Annotated in this window: 21 protein-coding genes and 1 other RNA gene; 13 read left to right on the top strand and 9 right to left on the bottom strand. The window is 43.6% G+C overall.

Annotation, left to right across the window (positions count from 1 at the left end; genetic code table 11):
- Positions 1 to 14 precede the first annotated feature (14 nt).
- The 4 genes from dnaJ to grpE form a co-directional block, all read right to left on the bottom strand.
- Complete coding sequence (dnaJ, locus tag KI742_RS16770; protein WP_005381620.1) at positions 15 to 1,163, bottom strand: molecular chaperone DnaJ; 1,149 nt, start codon at positions 1,161 to 1,163, stop codon at positions 15 to 17.
- A 204-nt stretch (positions 1,164 to 1,367) separates the two neighbouring features.
- The gene (gene dnaK / locus KI742_RS16765) at positions 1,368 to 3,281 is read right to left on the bottom strand and encodes a molecular chaperone DnaK (RefSeq protein ID WP_005381623.1); all 1,914 of its coding nucleotides are present in this window, start codon (positions 3,279 to 3,281) and stop codon (positions 1,368 to 1,370) included.
- 347 nt (positions 3,282 to 3,628) lie between these two features.
- Positions 3,629 to 4,903 (bottom strand): dicarboxylate/amino acid:cation symporter, encoded by a 1,275-nt coding sequence (locus KI742_RS16760; protein ID WP_005381625.1) that lies wholly within the window; start codon positions 4,901 to 4,903, stop codon positions 3,629 to 3,631.
- A gap of 419 nt (positions 4,904 to 5,322) precedes the next feature.
- Positions 5,323 to 5,919, bottom strand: coding sequence for a nucleotide exchange factor GrpE (gene grpE / locus KI742_RS16755; protein ID WP_021034134.1), 597 nt, complete (start codon positions 5,917 to 5,919; stop codon positions 5,323 to 5,325).
- A gap of 146 nt (positions 5,920 to 6,065) precedes the next feature.
- Here grpE and nadK point away from each other — a divergent pair, with 146 nt between their 5' ends.
- From nadK to bamE, 5 genes are all read left to right on the top strand, one after another.
- A complete protein-coding gene (gene nadK, locus KI742_RS16750; protein WP_005381631.1) occupies positions 6,066 to 6,950 on the top strand; it encodes an NAD(+) kinase in 885 nt (294 codons plus the stop codon).
- Between the two features lie 265 nt (positions 6,951 to 7,215).
- A complete protein-coding gene (locus KI742_RS16745) occupies positions 7,216 to 8,406 on the top strand; it encodes a DUF3103 domain-containing protein (protein WP_005383752.1) in 1,191 nt (396 codons plus the stop codon).
- A gap of 166 nt (positions 8,407 to 8,572) precedes the next feature.
- The gene (gene recN, locus KI742_RS16740) at positions 8,573 to 10,237 is read left to right on the top strand and encodes a DNA repair protein RecN (protein WP_005383750.1); all 1,665 of its coding nucleotides are present in this window, start codon (positions 8,573 to 8,575) and stop codon (positions 10,235 to 10,237) included.
- A 21-nt stretch (positions 10,238 to 10,258) separates the two neighbouring features.
- Positions 10,259 to 10,741, top strand: a complete 483-nt coding sequence (locus KI742_RS16735) for a GNAT family N-acetyltransferase (protein ID WP_005381636.1) — start codon at positions 10,259 to 10,261, stop codon at positions 10,739 to 10,741.
- 242 nt (positions 10,742 to 10,983) lie between these two features.
- Positions 10,984 to 11,343, top strand: a complete 360-nt coding sequence (gene bamE / locus KI742_RS16730) for an outer membrane protein assembly factor BamE (RefSeq protein WP_017820585.1) — start codon at positions 10,984 to 10,986, stop codon at positions 11,341 to 11,343.
- Between the two features lie 101 nt (positions 11,344 to 11,444).
- Here the strand turns inward: bamE and KI742_RS16725 are convergent, their stop codons facing one another.
- Entirely contained in the window at positions 11,445 to 11,804 is a 360-nt protein-coding gene (locus KI742_RS16725; protein WP_025768875.1) for an RnfH family protein, read from the bottom strand.
- Complete coding sequence (locus KI742_RS16720) at positions 11,794 to 12,237, bottom strand: SRPBCC family protein (protein WP_005381641.1); 444 nt, start codon at positions 12,235 to 12,237, stop codon at positions 11,794 to 11,796. The genes KI742_RS16725 and KI742_RS16720 overlap by 11 nt, the downstream gene beginning before the upstream one ends.
- Before the next feature lie 119 nt (positions 12,238 to 12,356).
- Here KI742_RS16720 and smpB point away from each other — a divergent pair, with 119 nt between their 5' ends.
- From smpB to KI742_RS16700, 4 genes are all read left to right on the top strand, one after another.
- Positions 12,357 to 12,842 carry an SsrA-binding protein SmpB gene (gene smpB, locus KI742_RS16715; protein WP_005381642.1) on the top strand — a complete coding sequence of 162 codons (486 nt, stop codon included), beginning with the start codon at positions 12,357 to 12,359 and terminating at the stop codon, positions 12,840 to 12,842.
- Positions 12,843 to 12,908: 66 nt separating this feature from the next.
- Positions 12,909 to 13,276: a transfer-messenger RNA gene (ssrA, locus tag KI742_RS16710) on the top strand.
- Between the two features lie 526 nt (positions 13,277 to 13,802).
- On the top strand, positions 13,803 to 14,288 hold the full coding sequence (locus KI742_RS16705) for a DUF6795 domain-containing protein (protein ID WP_285385692.1): 486 nt from the start codon (positions 13,803 to 13,805) through the stop codon (positions 14,286 to 14,288).
- A complete protein-coding gene (locus KI742_RS16700) occupies positions 14,278 to 14,859 on the top strand; it encodes a hypothetical protein (protein WP_262589805.1) in 582 nt (193 codons plus the stop codon). The genes KI742_RS16705 and KI742_RS16700 overlap by 11 nt, the downstream gene beginning before the upstream one ends.
- A gap of 121 nt (positions 14,860 to 14,980) precedes the next feature.
- Here the strand turns inward: KI742_RS16700 and KI742_RS16695 are convergent, their stop codons facing one another.
- Positions 14,981 to 15,544, bottom strand: coding sequence for a porin family protein (locus tag KI742_RS16695; protein ID WP_005381668.1), 564 nt, complete (start codon positions 15,542 to 15,544; stop codon positions 14,981 to 14,983).
- Positions 15,545 to 15,942: 398 nt separating this feature from the next.
- On the opposite strand from KI742_RS16695, the gene KI742_RS16690 reads away from it, so the two are divergent.
- The 4 genes from KI742_RS16690 to KI742_RS16675 all read left to right on the top strand — a co-directional run bounded on the left by KI742_RS16690 (position 15,943) and on the right by KI742_RS16675 (position 20,820).
- Positions 15,943 to 16,824 carry a LysR family transcriptional regulator gene (locus KI742_RS16690; RefSeq protein ID WP_085569924.1) on the top strand — a complete coding sequence of 294 codons (882 nt, stop codon included), beginning with the start codon at positions 15,943 to 15,945 and terminating at the stop codon, positions 16,822 to 16,824.
- Positions 16,825 to 16,944: 120 nt separating this feature from the next.
- On the top strand, positions 16,945 to 18,480 hold the full coding sequence (locus tag KI742_RS16685; RefSeq protein WP_005381670.1) for a bifunctional GNAT family N-acetyltransferase/carbon-nitrogen hydrolase family protein: 1,536 nt from the start codon (positions 16,945 to 16,947) through the stop codon (positions 18,478 to 18,480).
- A 204-nt stretch (positions 18,481 to 18,684) separates the two neighbouring features.
- Positions 18,685 to 19,272 carry a DedA family protein gene (locus KI742_RS16680; RefSeq protein ID WP_253657051.1) on the top strand — a complete coding sequence of 196 codons (588 nt, stop codon included), beginning with the start codon at positions 18,685 to 18,687 and terminating at the stop codon, positions 19,270 to 19,272.
- 180 nt (positions 19,273 to 19,452) lie between these two features.
- Positions 19,453 to 20,820 (top strand): Na+/H+ antiporter NhaC family protein, encoded by a 1,368-nt coding sequence (locus KI742_RS16675; protein WP_005381672.1) that lies wholly within the window; start codon positions 19,453 to 19,455, stop codon positions 20,818 to 20,820.
- A 74-nt stretch (positions 20,821 to 20,894) separates the two neighbouring features.
- Here KI742_RS16675 and KI742_RS16670 read toward each other — a convergent pair whose 3' ends face one another.
- The gene (locus KI742_RS16670) at positions 20,895 to 21,734 is read right to left on the bottom strand and encodes a 3-keto-5-aminohexanoate cleavage protein (protein ID WP_253657034.1); all 840 of its coding nucleotides are present in this window, start codon (positions 21,732 to 21,734) and stop codon (positions 20,895 to 20,897) included.
- Positions 21,725 to 23,056: an aspartate aminotransferase family protein gene (locus KI742_RS16665; protein WP_285385697.1), complete on the bottom strand. Its 1,332-nt coding sequence runs from the start codon at positions 23,054 to 23,056 to the stop codon at positions 21,725 to 21,727. Before KI742_RS16665 ends, KI742_RS16670 begins: the two co-directional genes overlap by 10 nt.
- Positions 23,057 to 23,179: the final 123 nt, after the last annotated feature.

Here is a 23,179-nt window from a genome sequence, read left to right as displayed (position 1 = left end):
TTTTCACTAACGTTTTAGCTGGTTAAATCATCAAAGAACTTTTTCACACCGTTGAAAAAGCCTTCTGATTTAGGCTTGTGCTTTGTCGCCGCTTCACCACCACAAGACTCTTCAAACTCTTTGAGCAGTTCTTTTTGGCGTGAGCTTAGGTTTACTGGTGTTTCAACAACCAACTTCACAATAAGATCACCAACACCGCCACCGCGAACGCCTTTCACACCTTTACCACGCATGCGGAACATACGACCTGTTTGCGTTTCTGAAGGTACTTTTAGGCTTACGCGACCATCTAGAGTTGGCACTTCAACTTCACCACCTAGAGCCGCCATCGCAAAGCTTACTGGCACTTCACAGTATAGGTTGTTGCCATCACGCTCGAAGATATGGTGCTCTTTCACGTGCACTTGTACATACAAGTCGCCAGCAGGCGCCCCCATTTCTCCCGCTTCACCTTCGCCAGATAGACGAATACGGTCGCCAGTATCAACACCTGCAGGGATCTTAACGTTAAGTGTTTTTGTTTTCTGCTTACGACCTTGACCATGACACTCATTACAAGGGTCTTTAATGATTTTACCTTTACCGTGACAGGTAGGACAGGTTTGTTGCACTGCGAAGAAGCCTTGTCGCATCTGTACTTGACCATGACCATGACAGGTACCACATGTTTCAGCAGATGAACCTTTCTTCGCGCCACTACCATCACAGGTATCACAGTGTACTAGTGTCGGTACTTCGATCTCTTTCGTTACACCACGAACTGCTTCTTCTAGCGTTAATTCCATGTTGTAACGTAGGTCAGCACCTCGCTGGGCACGGTGGCCACCACCGCCACGACGACCACCACCAAAGATGTCACCGAATACATCGCCAAAGATGTCGCCGAAATCAGCACCGCCGCCGCCAAAGCCGCCGCCACCGAAACCACCGCCGCCTTGTTCAAAAGCAGCATGACCGTATTGGTCGTACGCCGCTTTCTTTTGAGGGTCGGTCAGAACTTCGTACGCTTCTTTTACTTCTTTAAACTTGTCCGCCGCAGAATCATCACCCTGGTTTCGGTCTGGGTGGAATTTCATCGCTAGACGCTTATACGCCTTTTTGATATCGCGCTCTGAGGCATCACGGCTTACGCCTAATACTTCGTAAAAATCACGTTTTGACATGTTCTTCGTCACCAGTTAATTACTACAAACGGCATCGATTCACCGCTTGGTGTTTGTATCGTTCTAGGTAAGTGCACTTGTCTGCAACATACTTAACTAGAAAGACAGCGTTTACAAACAGACGGGCGTAAGAGTTGCCCCAAACGCCCGCACACGAAGTCTTATCGACCCCAGATGGCTAAGTAGCCATCTGGTTAAGAAATATTATTTCTTGTCGTCTTTAACTTCTTCGAACTCAGCATCTACAACGTCGTCTTCTTTAGACTGTGCACCTGCGTCAGCACCTTGTGCTTGCTGCGCTTGAGCTTGTTGTTGAGCGATTTCCATCAGCTTTTGAGAAGCAGTCATTAGTGCTTGAACTTTAGCATCGATAGCTTCTTTGTCTTCGCCTTTACGTGCTGTTTCTAGCTCAGAAATTGCTGCTTCAATCTTCTCTTTCTCTTCCGCAGGTAGCGCTTCACCAGCTTCTTCTACTTGCTTACGAGTACCGTGAATCATTTGGTCAGCTTGGTTACGTGCAGTTGCTAGCTCTTCGAACTTCTTGTCCGCTTCTTTGTTAGCTTCTGCTTCTTGAACCATTTTCTCGATGTCTTCATCGCTTAGACCGCCAGAAGCTTGGATAGTGATCTTCTGCTCTTTACCAGTCTGCTTGTCTTTCGCAGATACGTGTAGGATACCATCCGCATCAAGGTCAAAAGTAACCTCGATTTGTGGCATACCACGTGGTGCAGGCTGGATGCCTTCTAGGTTAAATTGGCCTAGAGACTTGTTGTACATCGCTTGCTTACGCTCACCTTGTAGAACGTGGATAGTTACCGCGCTCTGGTTGTCTTCCGCTGTAGAGAAAACTTGGTTCGCTTTAGTTGGGATAGTTGTGTTCTTCTCAACTAACTTAGTCATCACGCCACCCATTGTCTCGATACCTAGAGACAGTGGAGTTACGTCTAGTAGTAGTACGTCTTTAACGTCACCAGCAAGTACACCACCTTGAACTGCAGCACCCATTGCTACTGCTTCGTCAGGGTTTACGTCACGGCGCGCTTCTTTACCAAAGAACTCAGCAACTTTCGCTTGAACCATTGGCATACGAGTCTGACCACCAACTAGGATTACGTCAGTGATGTCGTTTACTGATAGGTCAGCGTCAGCTAGAGCTACTTTTAATGGCTCAAGAGAGCGTTGTACTAGGTCTTCAACTAGAGATTCTAGTTTTGCACGAGTCACTTTAATGTTCATGTGCTTAGGACCAGTTGCATCTGCAGTAACGTAAGGTAGGTTTACGTCTGTTTGAGAAGTAGAAGAAAGCTCGATTTTCGCTTTCTCTGCTGCTTCTTTAACACGCTGCATTGCTAGTGGGTCGTTCTTAAGGTTGATGCCTTGCTCTTTGTTGAACTCATCAACCAAGTAGTTGATTAGACGGTTATCAAAGTCTTCACCACCTAGGTGAGTATCACCGTTAGTTGCTAGAACTTCGAATGTTTTCTCGCCTTCAACTTCATCAATTTCGATGATTGAAATATCGAATGTACCACCACCAAGGTCGTATACCGCGATAGTGCGATCGCCGCCTTTCTTATCTAGACCGTAAGCTAGCGCAGCTGCCGTTGGTTCGTTGATGATACGTTTAACTTCTAGACCTGCGATACGGCCAGCATCTTTTGTCGCTTGACGCTGAGCATCGTTAAAGTAAGCAGGTACTGTGATAACTGCGCCAGTTACTTCCTCACCAAGGAAGTCTTCAGCAGTTTTCTTCATTTTCTTAAGAACTTCAGCAGAAACCTGAGGAGCTGCCATTTTTTGGCCTTTCGCTTCTACCCAAGCATCACCGTTGTCAGCCTTAACGATTTTGTAAGGCATGATTTCGATGTCACGCTGAACTTCTTCGTCTTCAAAACGACGACCGATTAGACGCTTAATTGCAAATAGCGTGTTTTCTGGGTTAGTTACTGCTTGACGTTTCGCTGGTTGACCTACTAGCGTCTCACCGTCAGTGTAAGCAATAACCGATGCAGTAGTACGTTCGCCCTCTGCGTTTTCAATTACACGTGGTTTGTCGCCGTCTAATACAGCAACACATGAGTTAGTAGTACCTAAGTCAATACCAATGATTTTACCCATCTGGCTATCTCCGAATAAATTCTATTTTCGTTTGGTTATAACCCCAATGTGGGGGGAGGAGAATCGGGTTTCAACCCTTGCTCACAAACAAAAATAATCAATGTTTGCTTCTCTATGCCACATAGATAAGGGCGGCAAAATGCTTTTCAAGGGCAGAATTAAAAAAAAGCGTCTTTTTTCGAAATTTATGTGTTTCTTTCTGATTAGTTGGGAACTCGTCACACTGCTGTAGCGCAACAAAACGTCATTTCCCAGATAAATTTATGAATGTCCGACTCTTCCTAAATAAAAAACGAGCTCATAAGAGCTCGCTTCAATATTAGGGTTAAAATAAATTATTCAAGGTATTAGGCGTTCGCTTGAGCAGGCTCAGCATCAACACCTTCTTCTTTACCTATCTCACCTTCTGTTTTTGCAACAATGGTGTTCACTGCCGTATCGCCGACAACGTTAGATGATGTACAGAACATATCATTGATACGGTCGACCGCTGCAATGATTGCTAAACCTTCAGGTGGTAAACCTAGCTGGTGAAGCAAAACGCCTACCATTACCACGCCACCCCCAGGAACGCCGCCCGCACCAATAGATAACAGAAGAATAGTTAAGCCAAGTGTGAAGATGTCTGCGGTGTTAATTGGCTGGCCAAAAGCGTTCGCAACAAACATCGTTGCTAGAGCAATATAGATAGACACACCAGACATATTCATCGTTGCGCCCAGTGGTACACCGAAGCCAGCAACCGATTTAGAGACCTGAAGCTTTTCTGTCAGTGTGCGCATCGTTACCGGGATAGTCGCGTTTGAGCTCGCGGTAGATAGAGAGAAAAGAATCTGCTCACGAGTTGCACGTAGGAAAGTCTTTGGAGAGGTTCCTGTCGCAATACTCACTGCCATTGGGTAGAAGAAGAAGATCCAGAACACCAACATCGCAACCACCAAAGCCACGTAACCGGCAACGGACATTAATGTATTGGCGTTTAGCGTTGCACCTAGTTGAATCATTAGTGCGAACACACCATATGGTGCAAGACTCATCACTAATCCAACCAATTTCATCATGATTTCATTTGCCATTTTGAATGTGCGAATAGCTGGGCCACCACGAGAATCCAAAGCTTGAATTGCAAGCCCCGTCAAAATTGCCATAAAGATGATTTGCAACATGTCGCCGCTAGCAAACGCTTGTACAGGGTTGCTAGGAACAATGTTAACAACTAAAGAGAAAATGTCCGGCGTCTCTGTCGTTGTCAGCTGTACAGCCTCAGATACCGTTCCTGCTAGATTAGCGCCCGCTCCTGGCTGGAAGATCAAGCCGACAGTCAAAGCCGCCGTAATCGCAATGATGGTGTTAAGAATGTAAAGGGTAAAAGTTTTTCCACCAAGACGACCAAATGCACTGATGTCTTTCAAGTCAACAATGCCGCATACGATTGAAACGTAAACTAAAGGAACAACAAGCAATTTGATCAGTGAGACGAACATGCCGCCAACACCTTCTGCTGCTCCAAGTAGGTATGTATCAAAAATCGCAATACCGCTAAATAAGTACTGAATTGCTGTCCCCAGCACAAGGCCGGCAAACAAGCCTATAAAAATCTTACTAGAAAGCGATTTATCCATTATAAATCTCCGATATGTTGTGTTTGCTATTTACATTTTTGTAGTTATATATGCTTACTTTTAAAGCATTAGTCGCAAATCATACACACCGAAGTTACAAAATAAAGTGATAATTTACATTTTTGTTAACGAAATTATTTTAGAAAAAATGACTATATTTACATTCCTATGCAGAATAAACATTCACACAGCGAATGATTACAATCACTTATAGTCCTTTCCGTTAATAAACACGCAGCGAGATGAGAGAAAATCTCCTATAGGAAAATAATTAACCAATAGGAAAAAATATGAAGGGGATCAAATTTTCATTTATCGATATACAACGAAGTTCGATGCAGTCATTTATGTTTAAAACAAAAAAGCGCCCATCAAAAATGATGGGCGCTTTTATATTTAAAAAAAACAGGTAGTTAAAGTTACTTAGCAACCATTACCATTGCCGGACGAATCACACGGCCGTTTAGTTCGTAACCTTTTTGCATAACAAACATAACAGTGTTTGATTCATGATCAGGGCTCTCCTGAATCGACATCGCTTGATGGAACTCTGGATTGAATGCTTCACCTTCAGGGTTGATTGCTTTCAAGCCAAATTTCGCTACAACGTCTACAAACGTTTTATGTGTTAGTTCAACGCCTTCTAGGAACGGCTTCACAGTTTCATTCTCTGTATCTGCCGCTTGAATTGCACGCTCTAGGTTATCAATAACAGGAAGCAGCTCTTCTGCAAACTTGTTCAACGCAAACTTACGTGCTTTATCGATCTCTTGCTCAGTGCGACGACGCATGTTTTCTACTTCAGCTTTAGAACGCAACACCGCATCTTGTTGCTCTTTTACTTTTGCCTCGCTAGACAATAGTGCCGCTTCTAGTTGAGCAATCTTAGCGTCTGTCTCATCACCAAGCTCTTCAAGCTCAGCTTCAACTTCTTGTGCTTCAGCTTCTACTTTTTCAGCCTCTTCGATGATTTGATCAAGCTCTTCTTCTGTAACTTTGTTTTCTTCGTTGCTCATGATATCTCCAGAATTCAACATAATGCCCTTAAAGCCATGCGCGTTTTTGCGGGCTTTAACCACATAAAAATTCGCATATTTAGGTGACTTGCCATTATTATGGGGATGAAGATTCCTGATTCAAGCCTCTTTAATGCGGAAATGCTATGAAAAATCCATGTAACGTGATCGCGATTATCGGAAAACCAAGAGATCAACAAGCAATTCAAACTCATAAAGAGTTGTACCAATGGTTGACCTCTGAGGGCTATAAAGTATTCATTGACGATCGCCTTGCCGCAATACTGGATGATATCCCACAGAGTCAGTTTGCTAGCTTAGTTGAACTAGGAAAAAATGCCGATCTAGCCATTGTGGTTGGTGGCGATGGCAACATGTTAGGTGCGGCAAGAATTTTATCCCGATTTGATGTGCCAGTTATAGGCGTGAACCGTGGAAATTTGGGCTTCTTAACTGACTTGAACCCAGACGACTTCCAAGCGTCTCTGCAAGCGGTACTCGACGGTGAGTATATTGAAGAGGAACGTTTTCTTTTAGAGGCGGAAGTACACCGCCACGGACAAATAAAGAGCCATAACGCTGCGCTAAACGAAGCCGTACTTCACCCAGGGCAAATTGCTCATATGATTGAATTTGAAGTGTACATAGATGAAAGCTTCGCCTTCTCTTTACGGGCCGACGGTTTGATTGTCTCCACTCCGACTGGCTCGACGGCATATTCACTTTCTGGCGGCGGCCCAATTCTTTCTCCTAGCTTGAATGCCATTTCACTCGTGCCAATGTTCCCTCATACATTGTCGAGTCGACCTTTGGTGGTTGATGGAAAACGTCGAATTAAATTGGTGGTATCACCAGAAAACCGTGGAACACAAGAAGTTAGCTGTGATGGACAAGTCTCGCTTCCAGTTACCCCTGGCGACGAAATTCACATCTATCAAAGTCCAAATGTACTAAAGCTCATCCATCCAAAAGACTACAGCTACTATCACGTCTTACGGAATAAGCTTGGCTGGTCTAGTAAATTGTTCTAACACTTGTTACTCAGGGCAATAACTTCAATAAAAAAGCCAGCAGCTCAATTGCTACTGGCTTTTGGCTTTCTTAGACAAGAAATAGACACAAAGTAGTGAGGCGACACGATATTTGTCATCATTAAAGAGAAGCTTATAAATTTTGATCCTGTGGGCAAACTTTACACAAAAGATAGAAAAGCAAATTCAATGATCTATGTCCGGTGATATTCTCACCATGAATAGAGTATTAACTCTATTTCATAAAATCAATAAAGGACATATTATGAAGAAAACCATCATTCTGTCTGTTCTCAGTACATTAGCACTTATTGGCTGCCAATCAGAGGAAACGCAAGTCAACAGTGTATCCAACGCAAAAGCGGAAGATATCACTAAGACGAAGCGTGCCCTCGCTCAACAATTGAGTGAGAACTATGCTGCCATTGAACCCATGTTGAGAAGAGATATTACTCCACAACAGACTAACGTGTCTGTATCAGCATTTGTTAAGCAAAACCCTAACTCAGAGTTCAGCCGCCAGCTTGTACAAGCTGACACTCAAATTCGTAGCTGGAAAGGTATTTCTGAATACTCAGATCAGTTGTTAGAAGTTCGCTTGGCAAATGAAGCCATGATAACAGCATGGCAAAGTGGCGAGGTCGAGCCATTATTTGCATTTGAACCAAGTGGTGATGATGAGAATTGGCAATACATCGAAGCATTTGATGTTTATGGCAACATCCATCAACTCGATGTTTACCAGCTCCCTGAGGTACCTGTACTTGTCGTTGATAACAATAGCTCTGCAGAGCTAAAAGCAGGCTTGCAAGCTATGCAAGCTGAGATGAAAAAACTCGGTCAACCAGCTTTAGTTCAACCATATATTGCTGATGAACAACGCCAAAATACACCGTTATTGTCAAGTAGCGCAGTGGGCGAAGCGGCTCCAATTCAAACCACGCAGTTGAAAAAGATCCGTCTAGCCGATGACAAAGAACCTTGGATCTCTGGCAAGGCAGAAATCTACGCTATCGTAACGGGCGTCAATCCAAGTCGTGATGAACCTACTCTCGATTTGGTGGAGCTTCCATACTTAGACTACGATAACCAAGATTACTATCCAAATCAGATCATTATTCACTGGTCTCGTTACCGCTGGGGTGCGGCAGACATTGTGCTCATGGAGCAAGATGACGGCACAGACTATAAACAATTGGCAAAACTCCTTGTTCAAGTTGCCGAAGAAGTATTGAAAGCGATTCCAGATCCAGAAGTTCAGGCTTACGCGATTATTCCGCAAATCACGAACAAGATCATCGACACTATCCCCGATGGTGTACTCACGAATGATGATGACTTCGTCGACGTTTACTACACTCTAATGCAAGATACTTCATACGTAGATCACCCAGGTGCAGGTGTGAATGCAGTCGTCACACTAGAACCACTAACGATTAACCCAACTCGTCCGTAACCTGTTCAATTTTAATGAGTCGTTGTAATCACATCGGCTCATTTTTCCCACTTCATCACAAAAAAACAGCCTACAAAGAAAATTTTCCTCACCTGACTTTACTGTATAAAGAAACAGTATATACTGTTCTCTTATACAGTATTGTTCGGTTATACAGGTAAATAAAATGCTGGCTCATCTAAGTGTTAATAATTTTGCGATTGTTAAGTCTTTACAACTCGAGCTTTCTAAGGGCATGACCACCATTACAGGTGAAACAGGCGCGGGTAAATCCATTGCTATCGATGCTTTAGGGCTCTGCTTAGGCGGACGAGCCGATGCCGGCATGGTGCGACAAGGTGAAGAGAAAACCGAAGTTAGCGCCGCTTTTTTATTGGACAACAACTTACATGCAACACGTTGGTTAGAAGATAACGATCTGCTAGATGGCAGTGAGTGTATTTTGCGTCGTATTATCACAAAAGAAGGCCGCTCAAGAGCCTTCATTAATGGCAGCCCTGTTCCACTATCACAACTCAAATCTCTAGGGCAGCTACTTATCAATATCCATGGGCAGCACGCTCATCATCAATTGATGAAAAGTGAGCACCAAATGGCCATGCTCGACCAATATGCTGGGCATTTAAACCTACTAAAAAGCACACGAAGTGCTTACCAGCATTGGCGTCAGGCAGACAATAACCTCAAGCAACTAAAAGAAAATAGCCAGCAAAACCAGGCGCAAAAACAATTGCTTGAATACCAAATCAAAGAACTAAATGAGTTATCGCTAGGTGAAGAAGAATTTGCAGAGCTCGAGCAAGAGCACAAACGACTATCCAACAGTGGTGAACTCGCCACTACCTGTCAGCAAGCCATCGAACTTATTTACGAAGGTGAAGAAGTCAATGCGCTTGGTATTTTGCAATCGGCCAATCACTCCCTAATTCAATTAGCCGAATTAGATGAAAAGCTATCTGAGCTACCTAACATGCTGTCAGAAGCGATGATTCAACTTGAAGAAACGAAGAATGAATTACGCAGCTACTTAGACGGCATCGATGTTGATCCAGCTCGTATGGCTTATGTAGAAGAACGTTTTTCTAAAGTGATGTCTGTAGCTCGTAAACACCACGTAATGCCAGAAGAACTCTACCAGCATCATCAAGATCTTCTGGCCCAAGTAGAAGCGTTAGATTGCTCCGATGAACGTTTAGATGAACTTGCTCAAGAAGTAGAACACAAGTACCAAAGCTTTCTAACACAAGCAGAAAAACTGCACAAATCACGCAGCCGTTACGCAAAAGAACTGAACAAACTGATCACACAAAGCATGCACGAATTGAGCATGGAGAAAGCAGTATTCAGTATCGAAGTTAGCAATGACAACACGCACCCATCGCCGCTTGGCATGGACAGCGTGTGCTTCTTAGTATCGACCAACCCGGGACAACCATTACAACCTATAGCAAAAGTTGCGTCAGGCGGTGAGCTATCACGCATCTCTCTAGCGATCCAAGTGATCACCGCTCAGAAAGTAGATACACCAAGTTTAATCTTCGATGAAGTGGATGTAGGTATTAGTGGCCCAACAGCTGCCGTAGTGGGCAAAATGCTACGCAAGCTTGGCGAATCTACTCAAGTATTGTGTGTCACTCACCTCCCTCAAGTTGCAGGATGCGGCCATCAACAAATGTTTGTAGCTAAGCAAACCAAAGCAGGCCAAACCGAAACCCAAATGCACGCATTAGATGAACAACAACGTGTGGCAGAATTAGCTCGCTTACTTGGTGGTAGTCAAATAACCGACTCAACGTTGGCAAACGCAAAAGAACTGCTTATCGCCGCTTAATAAATCGACAAGGGATGAGATATGGATATCAGAGCAATACACAAAACCAACTGCTTAGATCTCATCCCTATTTTTATTGAGTTAGAACATTACTACTTCAAAGAAAAAGCTTCATCAAAACACGATCTGGTCCATTATCTAAAGAGCCAAGTCTTCTCTGAACATTCTGGTGTTAATATCATTGCGGTTTACGATAATGATGACGTCGTAGGCTTTGCATCTTATACCGTCATGTTCCCTGCCCCAAAACTCTCAGGGCAGATGTACTTAAAAGATCTGTTCGTATCTTCGAAGGTTCGAGGAAAAGGGGTTGGTCTCAAGTTAATGAAGTATCTGGCATCTTTGGCGATCAAGTGTGGATGCCAAAGGTTGGACTGGACAGCTGAAAGTAGTAACCCTACCGCAGGTCAGTTTTACCGCTCAATTGGTGCAACACTAATTCATGAAAAAGAGTATTATCGTTTTTCAGGTGATGCATTACGCGAATTCGCCAAAACCGACTAACGAGTCACTAGGCTTGGCTCACCGCTGAAAGCGTCCATCACCCTACCTCCGATTGAAATGTGCTCTTCGTCACCTAACTAATACGTCATGTGTTGACATTTACCGCCTAATATCGGTGAATAAATGCAACTCAACTCAAAATTCGTTGTCAGATTGTCTACCATACGACGCATAGCTTTTTACATCTGCGTCGAGCTTGTTTATTATCAGCGCAGTATTTTAAAGGTTACTAAGAAATTATTATGCAATTAAAGAAGTGGTTAGTTGCCGTACCATTAGCAATGACATTGCTGACAGGATGTTCGGTATTGGAAAGACTGGTTTATCGTATTGATATCAACCAAGGCAACTATGTAGAACAAAGTGCGGTTGATAAATTAAAGTTTGGGATGACTAAAGCACAGGTTCGCTTCGTATTAGGGTCGCCAATGCTTATTGAAAACGGCTATCCAAACACTTGGTATTACATCTATCATCATACTCCTGGCCATGGCGAACCAGTACAAAAAGATCTGATTGTAAACTTTAATGACCAAGGCACACTCGCAGACATCAGTGGTGACTTTCCAAAAAGTGACGCATTTTACGAGCAAATTCAGTAAACTGACTTTTGCAAAAAAACCTCCCGTTTGGGAGGTTTTTTATTATATAGAAATCACGTTAGTCAAACTTTGAGTAACTCACATGAGCTATTGGGTTTATATTAATCCTGCTTATTTTTACGTACAGAACTAGGCTTGCCACCGGTGACTGGGTCTGCACTCCCCTCGGTTTTAGCCTGCTCCGCCCGCTTACGGCGAATCTCTTTCGGATCGGCGAGTAACGGACGATAAATCTCTATTCGATCTCGATCTCGAACAGTCGCATCTAACTTCACGTTACGACTAAACACACCCACTTTGTTCTTGGACAAATCAATTTCAGGGTACAACTCCAATACACCGGATTGTCGAATGATCTCTTCTACCGTTGCGTGATTATTTACCACTAAGTTAAATACACGCTGTTCATGAGGAAGAGCATAGACAACCTCAACGTGAATCATATCTGACTCAATACTCATAACACTCGTAGACCTGTTTTGCGCGTTTAGTAAATGCATTTACCATATTACTAGTAAGCTCGTTAAAAATCTTACCGAAGGCCATCTCAATCATTTTACTTGAGAATTCAAACTCAAGCTTTAGTTCAACCTTGCAAGCTTGTTCATCTAGCGCGGTAAAAATCCAACCACCACGCAACGTCTTAAACGGGCCATCCACCAAGTTCATCATAATTGCCTGACCGGGGATCAACTCATTTGAAGTCGTAAACGTTTTGCTGATTCCAGCCTTCGCCACATCGACAGAAGCCACCATACCATTCCCCGAAGACTCAATGATTCTAGAGCCCGAGCAACCAGGCAGAAATTCAGGGTATTTAGCAACATCATTAACCAGATTGAACATCTGTTCGGCGCTAAAAGACACAAGCGCAGAACGGCTGACTTGCTTCATACATACTCCTATCGATACATGTACAGATTTAAAGCTACTCGCCAATTTTACTTTTATTCCACGATTGCGCAAATAAAAGGATTTCCTATCCGATATCCAACCCGTATAATGACGCTATTATGGCAAAGAAAAAAACGAAACAAAAAGCGGGTAGCAATACTATCGCGCTGAATAAAAAAGCTCGCCACGAGTATTTCATCGATGATGAAATCGAAGCTGGCTTGGAGCTCCAAGGTTGGGAAGTGAAAGCCCTTCGCCAAGGTAAAGCCAATATTTCTGAAAGTTACGTATTTATGCGTGACGGTGAAGCCTTTGTGAGTGGCATGACAATCACTCCTTTAAATCAGGCATCGACACACGTTGTGGCGAACCCTACACGTGTGCGTAAACTACTAATGAGTCGTCGTGAGCTGGATAACCTATTCGGACGTGTAAACCGTGAAGGTATGACATTAACGGCCCTCTCACTGTACTGGTCTCGCTCTTGGGTGAAACTAAAAATTGGCGTAGCAAAAGGTAAAAAGCTGCACGATAAACGTACGGATCTAAAAGAAAAAGACTGGGCAAGAGAAAAAGCACGCGTAATGAAGAGCGCGCTGCGTTAATCTTGACCACTTAAACGCATAGTACTGGACAGCCAATGCTTTTCTGTTACTATGCGAATATTACCTGGGGCTGATTTAGGATTCGACGGGAATTCAGAAGTCTGAGGTGCATGCCGAGGTGCGGTAGGCCTCGTTAACAAACCGCAAAAAAATAGTCGCAAACGACGAAAACTACGCACTAGCAGCTTAATAACCTGCTAAGAGCTCTCTCGCCCTAGCTTCCGCACGTAAGACGGGGAACAACGAGGGATCAAACCCAAACGCGCTAGCCCGGATTCTCCCGCCTGAGAGATGAACGGCGAATTTTAATTCAGGCTAGTCATTCATTAGCGTGTCGGTTCGCAGGTGGGTGGCGAAATTAAAGATCGACTAAGCATGTAGTACCAATGATGAACGGTTTTCGGACGCGGGTTCAACTCCCGCCAGCTCCACCAAACGTTTGGAAAAGGCCACCTTCGGGTGGCCTTTTTTGTATCAACTAAAATAGTCTCTTTTTTCAAACATTCATGCTTTCTGAAATCTTACTACATGGATTACCGCATACCTTTGGCCCATGTAGGTTTACAAACTCGTTGAGTATTAATCAGTAAACAAGAAGTTCATAAGTACTAATCAAAAAGGCAGAGAGCATGGTACTAAAAGCCCTGTAACTTAAAAGTCTTCTGCTTACCTATCCTTTCTAAGAGATAACTAGATCTAAGTCTAAAGTCTATACTCATCTCCCTCGATGAATTGATTGATGTATTCATTGTTAGTCCCTACTCGCTTGTTTCATTACAACTCTATAGATGTAATGACTACAAACAGTAGTTACAAAAAATAATGTAACTCTAATCACAAAGTAACCTTAGATATTGAACAGAAACACAACATATATAGATTTTTAAATTTCAAAATGAAAATATTGTTGTGAAAAATTAAGTTGCTGGAATTATTACAGTCATATTAGTGAGCATTGTAATGAATTTTGAAGAAAGTAAATTGAATGACGAACACGTTAATCAATACACACCGCAAATCAATGGTGTGTTAACAAAGAAAGGAAAACCCCTTAGTAGCCTGAAGGTTAGCCTTAGTATTGGTTTAAGCACGTCAGGGAAATCAATAGACTTATCAACATTCACAGACAGTACTGGTCGCTTTGAGTTTTCTCCAGTCTATGAAAATAAAGACGTCATAAGCACTCCTCTTATTGAGCACTATGTAACTATTGTTTTAGTCGCAGAACTCAGCAATGATGAAAGTACTATTATTTGGGAAGGAAGCTTTGATGGTTATAAAATAGAGGATTACGTAAAAAATAACATGGCTAACCTTGCTTGTGACACTGAGAACCCTCTTAAGTACTTTGCTTTTTCAATTGATGATGAAGAAAACGATGACTACTACGTAAACAGCCAATGTAATTTATTTGGTTATATAGACTCTGACTTATATGGAAATTAAACAATGCACTCATGATACAACTCCAGTTCCTATGTCTCCTCTTTGGCCATTTACTCACGGTGGTATTGAGTATCGGCTAGATGGAAGTTCTGGCATCTACTTCTGCGCTCATGGACTAGGAAAAAAATCTGTTCCGGGTTATGTCAATACCGCTACAAGTAATGAGTGGTCGGCACTACAACCCAAATCTCAAGCTTACCTAGAACGCAACGTATTTCTTGACTTCAACAATAGATATAATGCTCGGATGACTGATGGTTGGGTAAGTAAAATAGTCTCTTCAATTTTGACCTTATTAAGAATTTCAGGTCTGGGTCATATAATACAACAAATAGCAACTGTAGGCCTTACTGCTTGGGATCAACTAGCTAAAGCTATGGCGTACATCTCAAAACTAAAAAACGAGTATACAGAACACGTTCGCGGTATTTTAGGTCACATGAATGTAATGTCAGGTAGCGCAGCGATCGACCTATCGAGTATTACTTATAGAGTGATAAAACTTTGTTTTTCGAGACTAGTAAGAAGGTTAGACAGTCATGTTAGAAATGCTCTAAATATAGTAGCGTGACAGTAAAAGACACTAACAATTATTCTAAAAACCGCTCTATTATCCTCAACTAGATTGAGTTCAGAAAAAGCGAAGCTATTTAGGCTTCGCTTTTTATTAGGGCTTAGAGTTGTTAACAATATTAAAATCTATATTCCACACCTAGTGATGCTTGGTTAAAGTCTGTTTCCGTGTTTGCACCGTTCGCGACATTCTCCGCATTGAGTTCTACGTCGTACCACATATATTCTGCGTTAACTAAGAAGTTATCAGTAACTTTAAAACCAACACCGGCACCAGCGAATACACCTTCATCATCTTTGTTGCCTTGGAAGCCCGCAACGTTGTAATCCGTCGAGTACCACATTTGACCGCCTTTTGCGTAAAGGTCGACACGATCAGCAATGGGAGCGGTAACTTTTAGAGCCGCTGTATAGCCGTCCGTTTCGGCATTTGCTAGGTTATTACCATAGCTACCGAAATCAATGTAACCACCTTCCAACGCTAAGTAAGGATTAAAACGGTAACCAACTAAACCTTGAATAACATCGCTGTCATCATCAAAGTCATCTTGTCCATCAACTTTTAAGTAACCGTAGTTGGCGCCAACATATACACCATGATCGTTGGAGTCCGCAGCATGTGATAAAGTACTAAACGTTGCTAAAGAAAAAAGGCTAATCAAAGTAACAACATTGCTTTTCATTTCGTTCTCCTAATATAAGTTCCATTGAAGGTTCGAATAGTAAAGAGCAAATGCAATGCCAACTTTAAATTAATGAAAAATATGTTTAATTTTATAGAATACTGACAATCCTCTAAAGAACGCCGAACAAAAACAGAAAAAACGATCTGTCTGTTTACTTTATATAAACAACACTAAATTGAGGTTAATCGATGATGTGAAAAAGATTCTTGTTAATTTGTAGATTTTTCAAAGAAATTAAATAAACATCTAAAATACTCTTGTAGATTAATCCGTCAAAAAACGCTTAGCTAGTTTTTATAAGAAAGGAAGCTAATCACACATACGTTGCATCTTACTTTGCTTCAAGCCGTGAATATTCTACTCTTTGCCTAAGCAGAGTTTAATGGAACAGAAGTATGTTAAAAGGCAGTGAATACCCTTCTATTCGAGCATTAAGGACGTTTGTCGCGGTCTCTAATTACCTCAGTTTCTCTAAAGCAGCGGATGCCCTATGTATTACGCAAAGCGCAGTAAGCAAACAAATCGCATCGCTGGAGCAATTGGTGGGTTTACCTTTAATACAAAGAGGGGCGAGTGGTATTGAGTTAACCGAAGAGGGCAAGCGTTATCTGCCGCAAGTCACAGAAGCTTTGGAGCTTATTCAGCATGCAACTGCCAACTTAATCCAGTCAGATTCAAAGCAAGAATTACTCACCGTGGACGTAACCCCTTCTTTTGCCAGCCTTTGGTTGATACCTAATATTGATGACTTCCACCAGCAACATCCTAACATTCGAGTAAGAGTCTGTACCGGGGATGGGAACGTCAAAGATTCGAGCAACGAAAGTGACTTACATATTCGCTGCCTTCCATTATCCACACATTATGAATACAGCCACTTACTGTGCGAAGAAACATTGTTATTAGTCGGTTGCACAAATGCTCCTGCAATTGAGAGTGTGCACGCTGTTAGTAATTATCCGTTTATACCTCAAATCACTCGCCCTCAGCTATGGGAGCAATTTAAAGCTGTCTACACTGTAGAATCTCCCGTTACCTATCAACCTGTAGGCGTCGAACATTTTTACCTAGCTTGCGAAGCTGTCAGAATGGGAAAAGGGCTCGCCTTGCTTCCCGATTTTATGGCGCAGTATTCGATTTTAAGAGGGGACATTCAGCATGTTCTCAACCTTTCTTTACAGAGCGGTTATGGTTATTACGTGATGATTCCAAATTATCGACTTTCGGCTAAAAAAGTAGCGGTGTTTCACGAATGGCTGAAGAGCAAGCTAAGTTAATGTTATTTCTTTAAGCTCGTTTAGGTAAACCAAAACAACTCAAAGACTTCGGTATCTGTCTGCTCAAATTTATGGCATTCTCATCCATACTATTTAAAAAGGATAAATGGATAGTAGGATATGGACAGCAACACGCCAAGACTCTCTTTACGCACCATTGAGCCGACCGATTACCCAGAGCTCGCGGAATTAATGGACCTTGTTTTTCCTGATGTTGGTGGCTCATGGCCACGCCTGACCATCATGGATCTCATTCATCAGTTTCCTGATGGACAAATCTGTATTGAGGATAACGGAAAAATTGTCGGCGCAGCGCTAACAATCAAAGTGGACTACAACCGATTTTCACTTCCTCACCTATACACCGACATCATCACCGAGAACAACGTCATCCAAAACCAAGTGACCGGTGACGCCATGTATGGTCTCGATGTATTTGTTCACCCGGACTACCGTGGACTGCGTTTAGGTCGCCGTCTGTATGATGCGCGTAAAGAACTTTGCCGGAGTAAGAACTTCAAAGCAATTTTAGCCGGTGGCCGCATCCCGAATTACCACAAATATGCTGACGAATTGAGCGTGGCTGAATACATCGACAAGATAAAACGCCGTGAGCTTCACGATCCTATTTTGTCTTTTCAGCTTGCAAATGACTTCGATGTAAAGCGTATTATGCGTGGTTACTTGCCAGAGGATAGTGCTTCTAAAGGCTACGCAACTCTACTGGAGTGGGATAACTTCTTCTACGAAGAGGATATTCAATCCGTACACGATGTAGAAAAAACGCTGATTCGGATTGGTGTTGTGCAATGGCAAATGCGTGCTATGAATGACTTAGAGGACTTGCTCGATCAGGCTGAGTTCTTCATCTCTTCTCTTGCGAACTACAAAGCCGATTTCGCCCTATTCCCTGAATTCTTTAACGCGCCGCTGATGGGATTGCAAAACGACCAAAATTCCGTCGAAGCAATTCGCTTTTTGGCTAGCTTTACAGAAGAGATCAAAAACCGCTTCTCGCAGATGGCCGTCACCTACAACATCAACATTATTGCAGGCAGTATGCCCGTCATCGAAGATGGCAAGTTGTATAATGTGGCCTACTTGCTGCAACGAGATGGTGAAATAAACGCTCAATATAAGATCCACATCACGCCCCATGAGCAAAAAGACTGGGTGATCGACGGTGGTGACAATGTTCAAGTGTTCGAAACCGATGCAGGCAAAGTCGGCATACTGATTTGTTATGACAGCGAGTTCCCAGAGTTGGGAAGAATGCTCGCCGAGCAAGGCGCACAAATTGTGTTCGTTCCTTTCTGGACAGACACAAAAAATGGCTACCAACGAGTACGAATCTGTTCCCAATCACGAGCCATCGAAAACGAATGCTACGTTGCAATTGGGGGCAGTGTCGGCAACTTACCTCGTGTTGATAATGTCGATATCCAGTACGCACAATCTGCCGTATTTTCACCGTCGGATATCTATTTTCCACACGATGCGACCTTGACAGAAGCAAGCGCCAACACCGAAATGATAATCTTCGCTGATGTTGATTTGACTAAGTTGAAACAGCTTAATACCGAAGGCTCTGTCACCAACTTACGTCATCGCCGCCTTGATTTGTATGGTGCATTCACCAAAGCCAAAGAGTCATAAGGATCTCCCTAATTCGCCGCTACCAAAGAGCGTGGCGGCGAATAAAGCCTGCTGCAGGTTGATTCTGCGCAATTATCAGAGGCATGTCAGTTTTTCTCAATGGTGAGAAACAAGAATTGACCCAATAGGACATTCGGAGTATCACTCCAACTTCGTTCCGCTTTTATTAGGGGAAAGCTTTTGGAACATATTAACGAACTTCTCGTGTCAATGAAGCCTTTGCTTGAGCAATACGGCTACGTTGCGCTGATTGTCAGTATATTTCTAGAAGGGATAGGTATCCCGATGCCTGGTCAATCACTGATGATCGCGGCATCTTTGCTCTCGTCAGAACAAGTCATGAACCTAAGTATGGTAATTATGGTATCGTGGCTGAGCTGCTTTTTGGGTAATACCTGTGGTTACCTAATCGGCTATTACTTTGAAGGCTGGTTGGATAAAAAAGGCTACATTTCCGGCCCGAAGATGCAAACGCTTCAATTGACTATCCAGAAATACGGCCCTACGTGCTTGGTCGTCAGCCGCTTTATTGAAGGAATGAAGCAATTTATGCCTCTTGCATGCGGTATCGCGAAAATGCCACGTAGAGAGTTTTTGCTCGGTAACGCCCTCGCGGCGACGGTTTGGGTATTGGTATTCAGCTTGTTAACTCACTTTGCATTTGAGCATTTAAGCGTGTTGAGCAACCTGTACACCGAATACAAATATCTGGTATGGGCATTTGCTGCTGTCTTATTTACGTGGATGGTTTTAGGTATTGTTAAACGCAAAAAAGCCAAATCAATGCAATAACAACAGTCTCTTCATTAGCGCATAACTAAAGCTCGTGGTATCAGTGAGATACGCAACACGAGCTTTTATCTTTTTCTTTACGTGTAAAATTTAAACAGCCATTTAGACGTCTAGACGTTGACAATGTAGAAGTGTGATATTAGTCTGCTCTTCTCTCTTATCATTAACATTGTCGTTTACATGTCCGGTTCCCAACAAACTACTAAAACAGTTGCACCGTCTGCGGTCGCACTGATCCCATTAATTGTATTCCTTGCGCTATTTATTGGCGTAGGCACTTACTTATCTTTGCAAGGCGTGGAATTTGCCTTCTACCAGCTGCCTGCACCCATCGCGGTGTTACCAGCCATCATCATTGCGTTTCTTTTAAGTAAAGAGAAACTTAACCGCTCAATCGAACACTTCATGCGTGGTGTTGGCCACCCAGACATCATCGCAATGTGTATGATCTATCTGCTTGCAGGTGCCTTTGCTGCGGTAGCAAAAGCCTCTGGCGGTGTTGATGCAACAGTGAACCTTGGTTTATCCGCTATTCCAACCAGCATGATTTTACCGGGCATTTTTCTGATTTCTGCTTTTATCGCAACAGCAATGGGGACTTCGATGGGTACCATCGCAGCCGTTGCCCCCGTAGCGTTGGGTATTGCTGAATCAGCAGGAATGAGCTTACCGTTAACCGCAGGCGTTGTACTGAGCGGCGCTATGTTTGGTGATAACCTTTCTATCATCTCTGACACCACCATCGCGGCGACACGCTCTCAAGGTTGTGAGATGAAAGACAAGTTTAAAGAGAACATTCGTATTGCTTTACCTGCGGCGTTGATCGCGATTGCAGTGTTCGCTTTCAACAGTACTGCGACTCAAGTGCCTGCAACTGGCGATATTGAGTGGCTAAAAGTCTTGCCGTACATCACTATTTTGATCCTAGCGGTATCTGGTGTGAATGTGTTTGTGGTTCTGTCGATTGGCATTCTTTTGGCTGGCGGCGTGAGCTTGGCATCGATTGACAATTACGGACTAACTAATCTAGCCCAAGACGTATACAAAGGCTTTGGTAACATGCAAGAGATCTTCTTGTTATCCATGCTGATTGGTGGCTTGAGTGAACTGATGCGTCGCCAAGGTGGTCTTGCTTTTCTAACAAATTTCGTTAGTAGCCTTATCCACGCGTTTGGCTCTAGTCACTCTAAGCATGCGAACAGTCGTGCAAGCGAGCTAGGTATTGCAGGTTTGGTATCAATGGTCAATGGCTGTACGGCAAACAACACCGTAGCCATCATTGTATCGGGCAGCGTTGCTCGCCAACTGGCGGAAGAGAATAATGTCTCTCCTCGCCGCTCAGCAAGCTTGTTAGACATTTTCTCATGCGTGGTGCAAGGCGTGTTGCCTTACGGTGCTCAAGTACTACTGCTAGGTTCCGTGTTCAACCTCTCGCCACTTGAAGTAGTTGCCAATTCTTACTACTGTTTTGCATTAGCGATAGCGGCTGTTGTCGCGGTGTTTATCAAACATCCCGCTCGTCAACCTGTAGCGCAAACTGAGAACTAACGACAAATACCGAAAAGGCTCCGATGGAGCCTTTTTACTTTCCTTTCTTCTTTTTTTCTTTTCCGCGAGCAGATTTACTTCAAAGCTGAACGCAAACTTTGCGCACTGCGTAAAGGAATCGCAAAGCGATGCGCCACATCACGTAGAGCTTCCACCTGAGCCGCGTTACTGATTGCTAATTCGCCTGCCACATCGACGTGGTTATTCTCAAACCCCACTCTCACATCGAATCCAAGTAACATCGCACTCGCTAAACAGTCTTGCTCTCGCGCACCAAAAGCACAAATGGCACATCGAATTTCTTCCTCGTCAAAACGCGCCAAATTCAAACCTCGTAAATCCCATGGCGAAGACTGTTGAGCTTGGTGATAACGCCCTAACACCACTAATGCATGCTGATGCGTTTTAGGTAACACGCCCGCATCACGCAGTTGGAAATAACGTTCAATGTCGGTTGCATCGTAGAGAATAATTTGGCTCACGATGTTGTGTTCTGCCACCCAATGGAAAAAGGCATGCCCTTCTTTCTCACTTGCGCGATCAGGGATTAACTCCCTCAATGCAAAAGAAGCCGCTTCTGGTTTCACAGCTTTAACTAACGCCATCTGTTGTGGCGGAGAATACAAGCCCACCGCCTCTGTGGTGAGCTGTACCATCATGTTTTGTCCCACCGCTTCTTTCACGGCATGGTAAATTGCCATGTTGTCGTCGATGTCTAATGAATGACGTCCGTTGGCGTCTCTAGCATGCAAATGGATCATGGCAGCCCCTGCCGTTTGACAAGCGATAGCCTCTGCAACCAGTTCGTCTGTTGTCATGGGTAAGCTGGCGTGATCGTGCTTAGTTTTTCTTGCACCGTTTGGGGCCACGATAATAGCGATAGGCTCTCGTATACATCGATTTTCTAATTCCATTCCTTCGCTACCTCTTTTAGCGTTAATGAGAGTTTGCCAACTAGCTCATCAATATGGTGAGGCTGAATAATGAATGGCGGCGCAAGCAAGATATGGTGCCCATTAACGCCATCAATCGTTCCGCCCATTGGATAGCACATTAAGCCATTTTCCATTGCTCGCTGTTTGATGCGTTTGTCTGCCAATGTGGCTTTACTCAGAGGCGCCTTGCTTTCTTTATCCGCCACCAGCTCAATGCCAACAAACAAGCCTTTACCACGAATGTCGCCAATGTACGGTAAATGGGCCAATGCAGAAGTAAGCTCATTACGCAGCAAAACACTTTGCCGATTCACCGCCGTTAATAAGTCATCTTGGAAGATGGTTTCAATTGTTGCCACGGCGGCAGCGCACGCCATAGGGTGCGCCATAAAGGTATGACCGTGTTGGAAAAAACCGCTTCCATCAGCAATAGCTTGATAGACTCGATCATTCGCAACCACCGCGCCAATAGGTTGATAACCCGCACCAAGCCCTTTAGCCATACAAACCAGATCGGGCTCTGCCTCTTCTTGCTCAAACGCAAAAAAACTGCCACTTCGCCCAACGCCACACATGACTTCATCCAAGATCAATAACACATCGTATTGGTCGCATATTTCGCGAATACGTTTGAAGTAACCTTGAGTCGCAGGCACAGCTCCAGCTGTGGCTCCCACAATAGGCTCGGCGACAAAAGCCATTACATTATCAGCGCCCAACTCAAGAATTTTTGCCTCTAGTTCATTCGCCGCTCGCAATGAGTAATCCAATTCCGACTCATGACTATGCTGATAACGATAAGCATAGCAAGGGGCGATATGATGGCTCGGGTGTAAGATGGGTTTGAACGGTTCACGTCGCCATTCATTACCTCCGACAGCCAAAGCCCCCAACGTATTGCCGTGATAACTTTGCTGACGCGCGATGAATTGCTTTTTCTCTGGCTTACCTGATTCTACAAAATACTGCCGCGCCATTTTTAGTGCCGACTCCACCGCCTCTGATCCGCCACTGACTAAATACACATGGTTGAACTGCTCAGGCATATGCTGACAAATCAATTCCGCTAGTCGCTCACTGCTGTCACTAGTAAAAAATCCAGTATGAGCAAATGGCACTCTCTCGAGCTGTTCCAACATGGCTTTTTTAACGGCTTGATGACTATGGCCAAGGTTTGATACCGCAGCGCCACCACAAGCATCGAGATACTGTTTTCCTTGTTTATCGAATAGATAAACACCTTCACCTTTATCGATGATTGGCAGCGTGGCATGGCAATGACGGTGAAATACGTAAGACATTTGAGTCCCTTCCAATGTATAAGATTTGCACATATCATCAGGAACAAACCCAAACGCGACAAGGGAATAAATTTCACCCACCATGAGCTTTTGGAATACCACAACCCAAAAACAATAAAACCT

It is taken from the genome of Vibrio sp. D417a, from assembly GCF_030248595.1.
Taxonomy (GTDB): Bacteria; Pseudomonadota; Gammaproteobacteria; order Enterobacterales; family Vibrionaceae; genus Vibrio; species Vibrio alginolyticus.
The sequence above is the reverse complement of the archived record's forward strand: the minus strand, read 5'-3'. Positions and strand labels throughout refer to the sequence as shown.

What these genes read in the sequence shown, in the direction of transcription:
- KI742_RS16670 (WP_253657034.1), bottom strand. Translation starts at nt 21,734, where the DNA reads ATGGAATTAGAAAATCGATGTATACGAGAGCCTATCGCTATTATCGTG.
- KI742_RS16685 (WP_005381670.1), top strand. Translation starts at nt 16,945, where the DNA reads ATGGACAGCAACACGCCAAGACTCTCTTTACGCACCATTGAGCCGACC.
- bamE (WP_017820585.1), top strand. Translation starts at nt 10,984, where the DNA reads ATGCAATTAAAGAAGTGGTTAGTTGCCGTACCATTAGCAATGACATTG.
- dnaJ (WP_005381620.1), bottom strand. Translation starts at nt 1,163, where the DNA reads ATGTCAAAACGTGATTTTTACGAAGTATTAGGCGTAAGCCGTGATGCC.
- dnaK (WP_005381623.1), bottom strand. Translation starts at nt 3,281, where the DNA reads ATGGGTAAAATCATTGGTATTGACTTAGGTACTACTAACTCATGTGTT.
- KI742_RS16695 (WP_005381668.1), bottom strand. Translation starts at nt 15,544, where the DNA reads ATGAAAAGCAATGTTGTTACTTTGATTAGCCTTTTTTCTTTAGCAACG.
- grpE (WP_021034134.1), bottom strand. Translation starts at nt 5,919, where the DNA reads ATGAGCAACGAAGAAAACAAAGTTACAGAAGAAGAGCTTGATCAAATC.
- KI742_RS16735 (WP_005381636.1), top strand. Translation starts at nt 10,259, where the DNA reads ATGGATATCAGAGCAATACACAAAACCAACTGCTTAGATCTCATCCCT.
- KI742_RS16690 (WP_085569924.1), top strand. Translation starts at nt 15,943, where the DNA reads ATGTTAAAAGGCAGTGAATACCCTTCTATTCGAGCATTAAGGACGTTT.
- recN (WP_005383750.1), top strand. Translation starts at nt 8,573, where the DNA reads ATGCTGGCTCATCTAAGTGTTAATAATTTTGCGATTGTTAAGTCTTTA.
- KI742_RS16760 (WP_005381625.1), bottom strand. Translation starts at nt 4,903, where the DNA reads ATGGATAAATCGCTTTCTAGTAAGATTTTTATAGGCTTGTTTGCCGGC.
- nadK (WP_005381631.1), top strand. Translation starts at nt 6,066, where the DNA reads ATGAAAAATCCATGTAACGTGATCGCGATTATCGGAAAACCAAGAGAT.
- KI742_RS16675 (WP_005381672.1), top strand. Translation starts at nt 19,453, where the DNA reads ATGTCCGGTTCCCAACAAACTACTAAAACAGTTGCACCGTCTGCGGTC.
- smpB (WP_005381642.1), top strand. Translation starts at nt 12,357, where the DNA reads ATGGCAAAGAAAAAAACGAAACAAAAAGCGGGTAGCAATACTATCGCG.
- KI742_RS16745 (WP_005383752.1), top strand. Translation starts at nt 7,216, where the DNA reads ATGAAGAAAACCATCATTCTGTCTGTTCTCAGTACATTAGCACTTATT.
- KI742_RS16665 (WP_285385697.1), bottom strand. Translation starts at nt 23,056, where the DNA reads ATGTCTTACGTATTTCACCGTCATTGCCATGCCACGCTGCCAATCATC.
- KI742_RS16725 (WP_025768875.1), bottom strand. Translation starts at nt 11,804, where the DNA reads ATGAGTATTGAGTCAGATATGATTCACGTTGAGGTTGTCTATGCTCTT.
- KI742_RS16700 (WP_262589805.1), top strand. Translation starts at nt 14,278, where the DNA reads ATGGAAATTAAACAATGCACTCATGATACAACTCCAGTTCCTATGTCT.
- KI742_RS16705 (WP_285385692.1), top strand. Translation starts at nt 13,803, where the DNA reads ATGAATTTTGAAGAAAGTAAATTGAATGACGAACACGTTAATCAATAC.
- KI742_RS16720 (WP_005381641.1), bottom strand. Translation starts at nt 12,237, where the DNA reads ATGAAGCAAGTCAGCCGTTCTGCGCTTGTGTCTTTTAGCGCCGAACAG.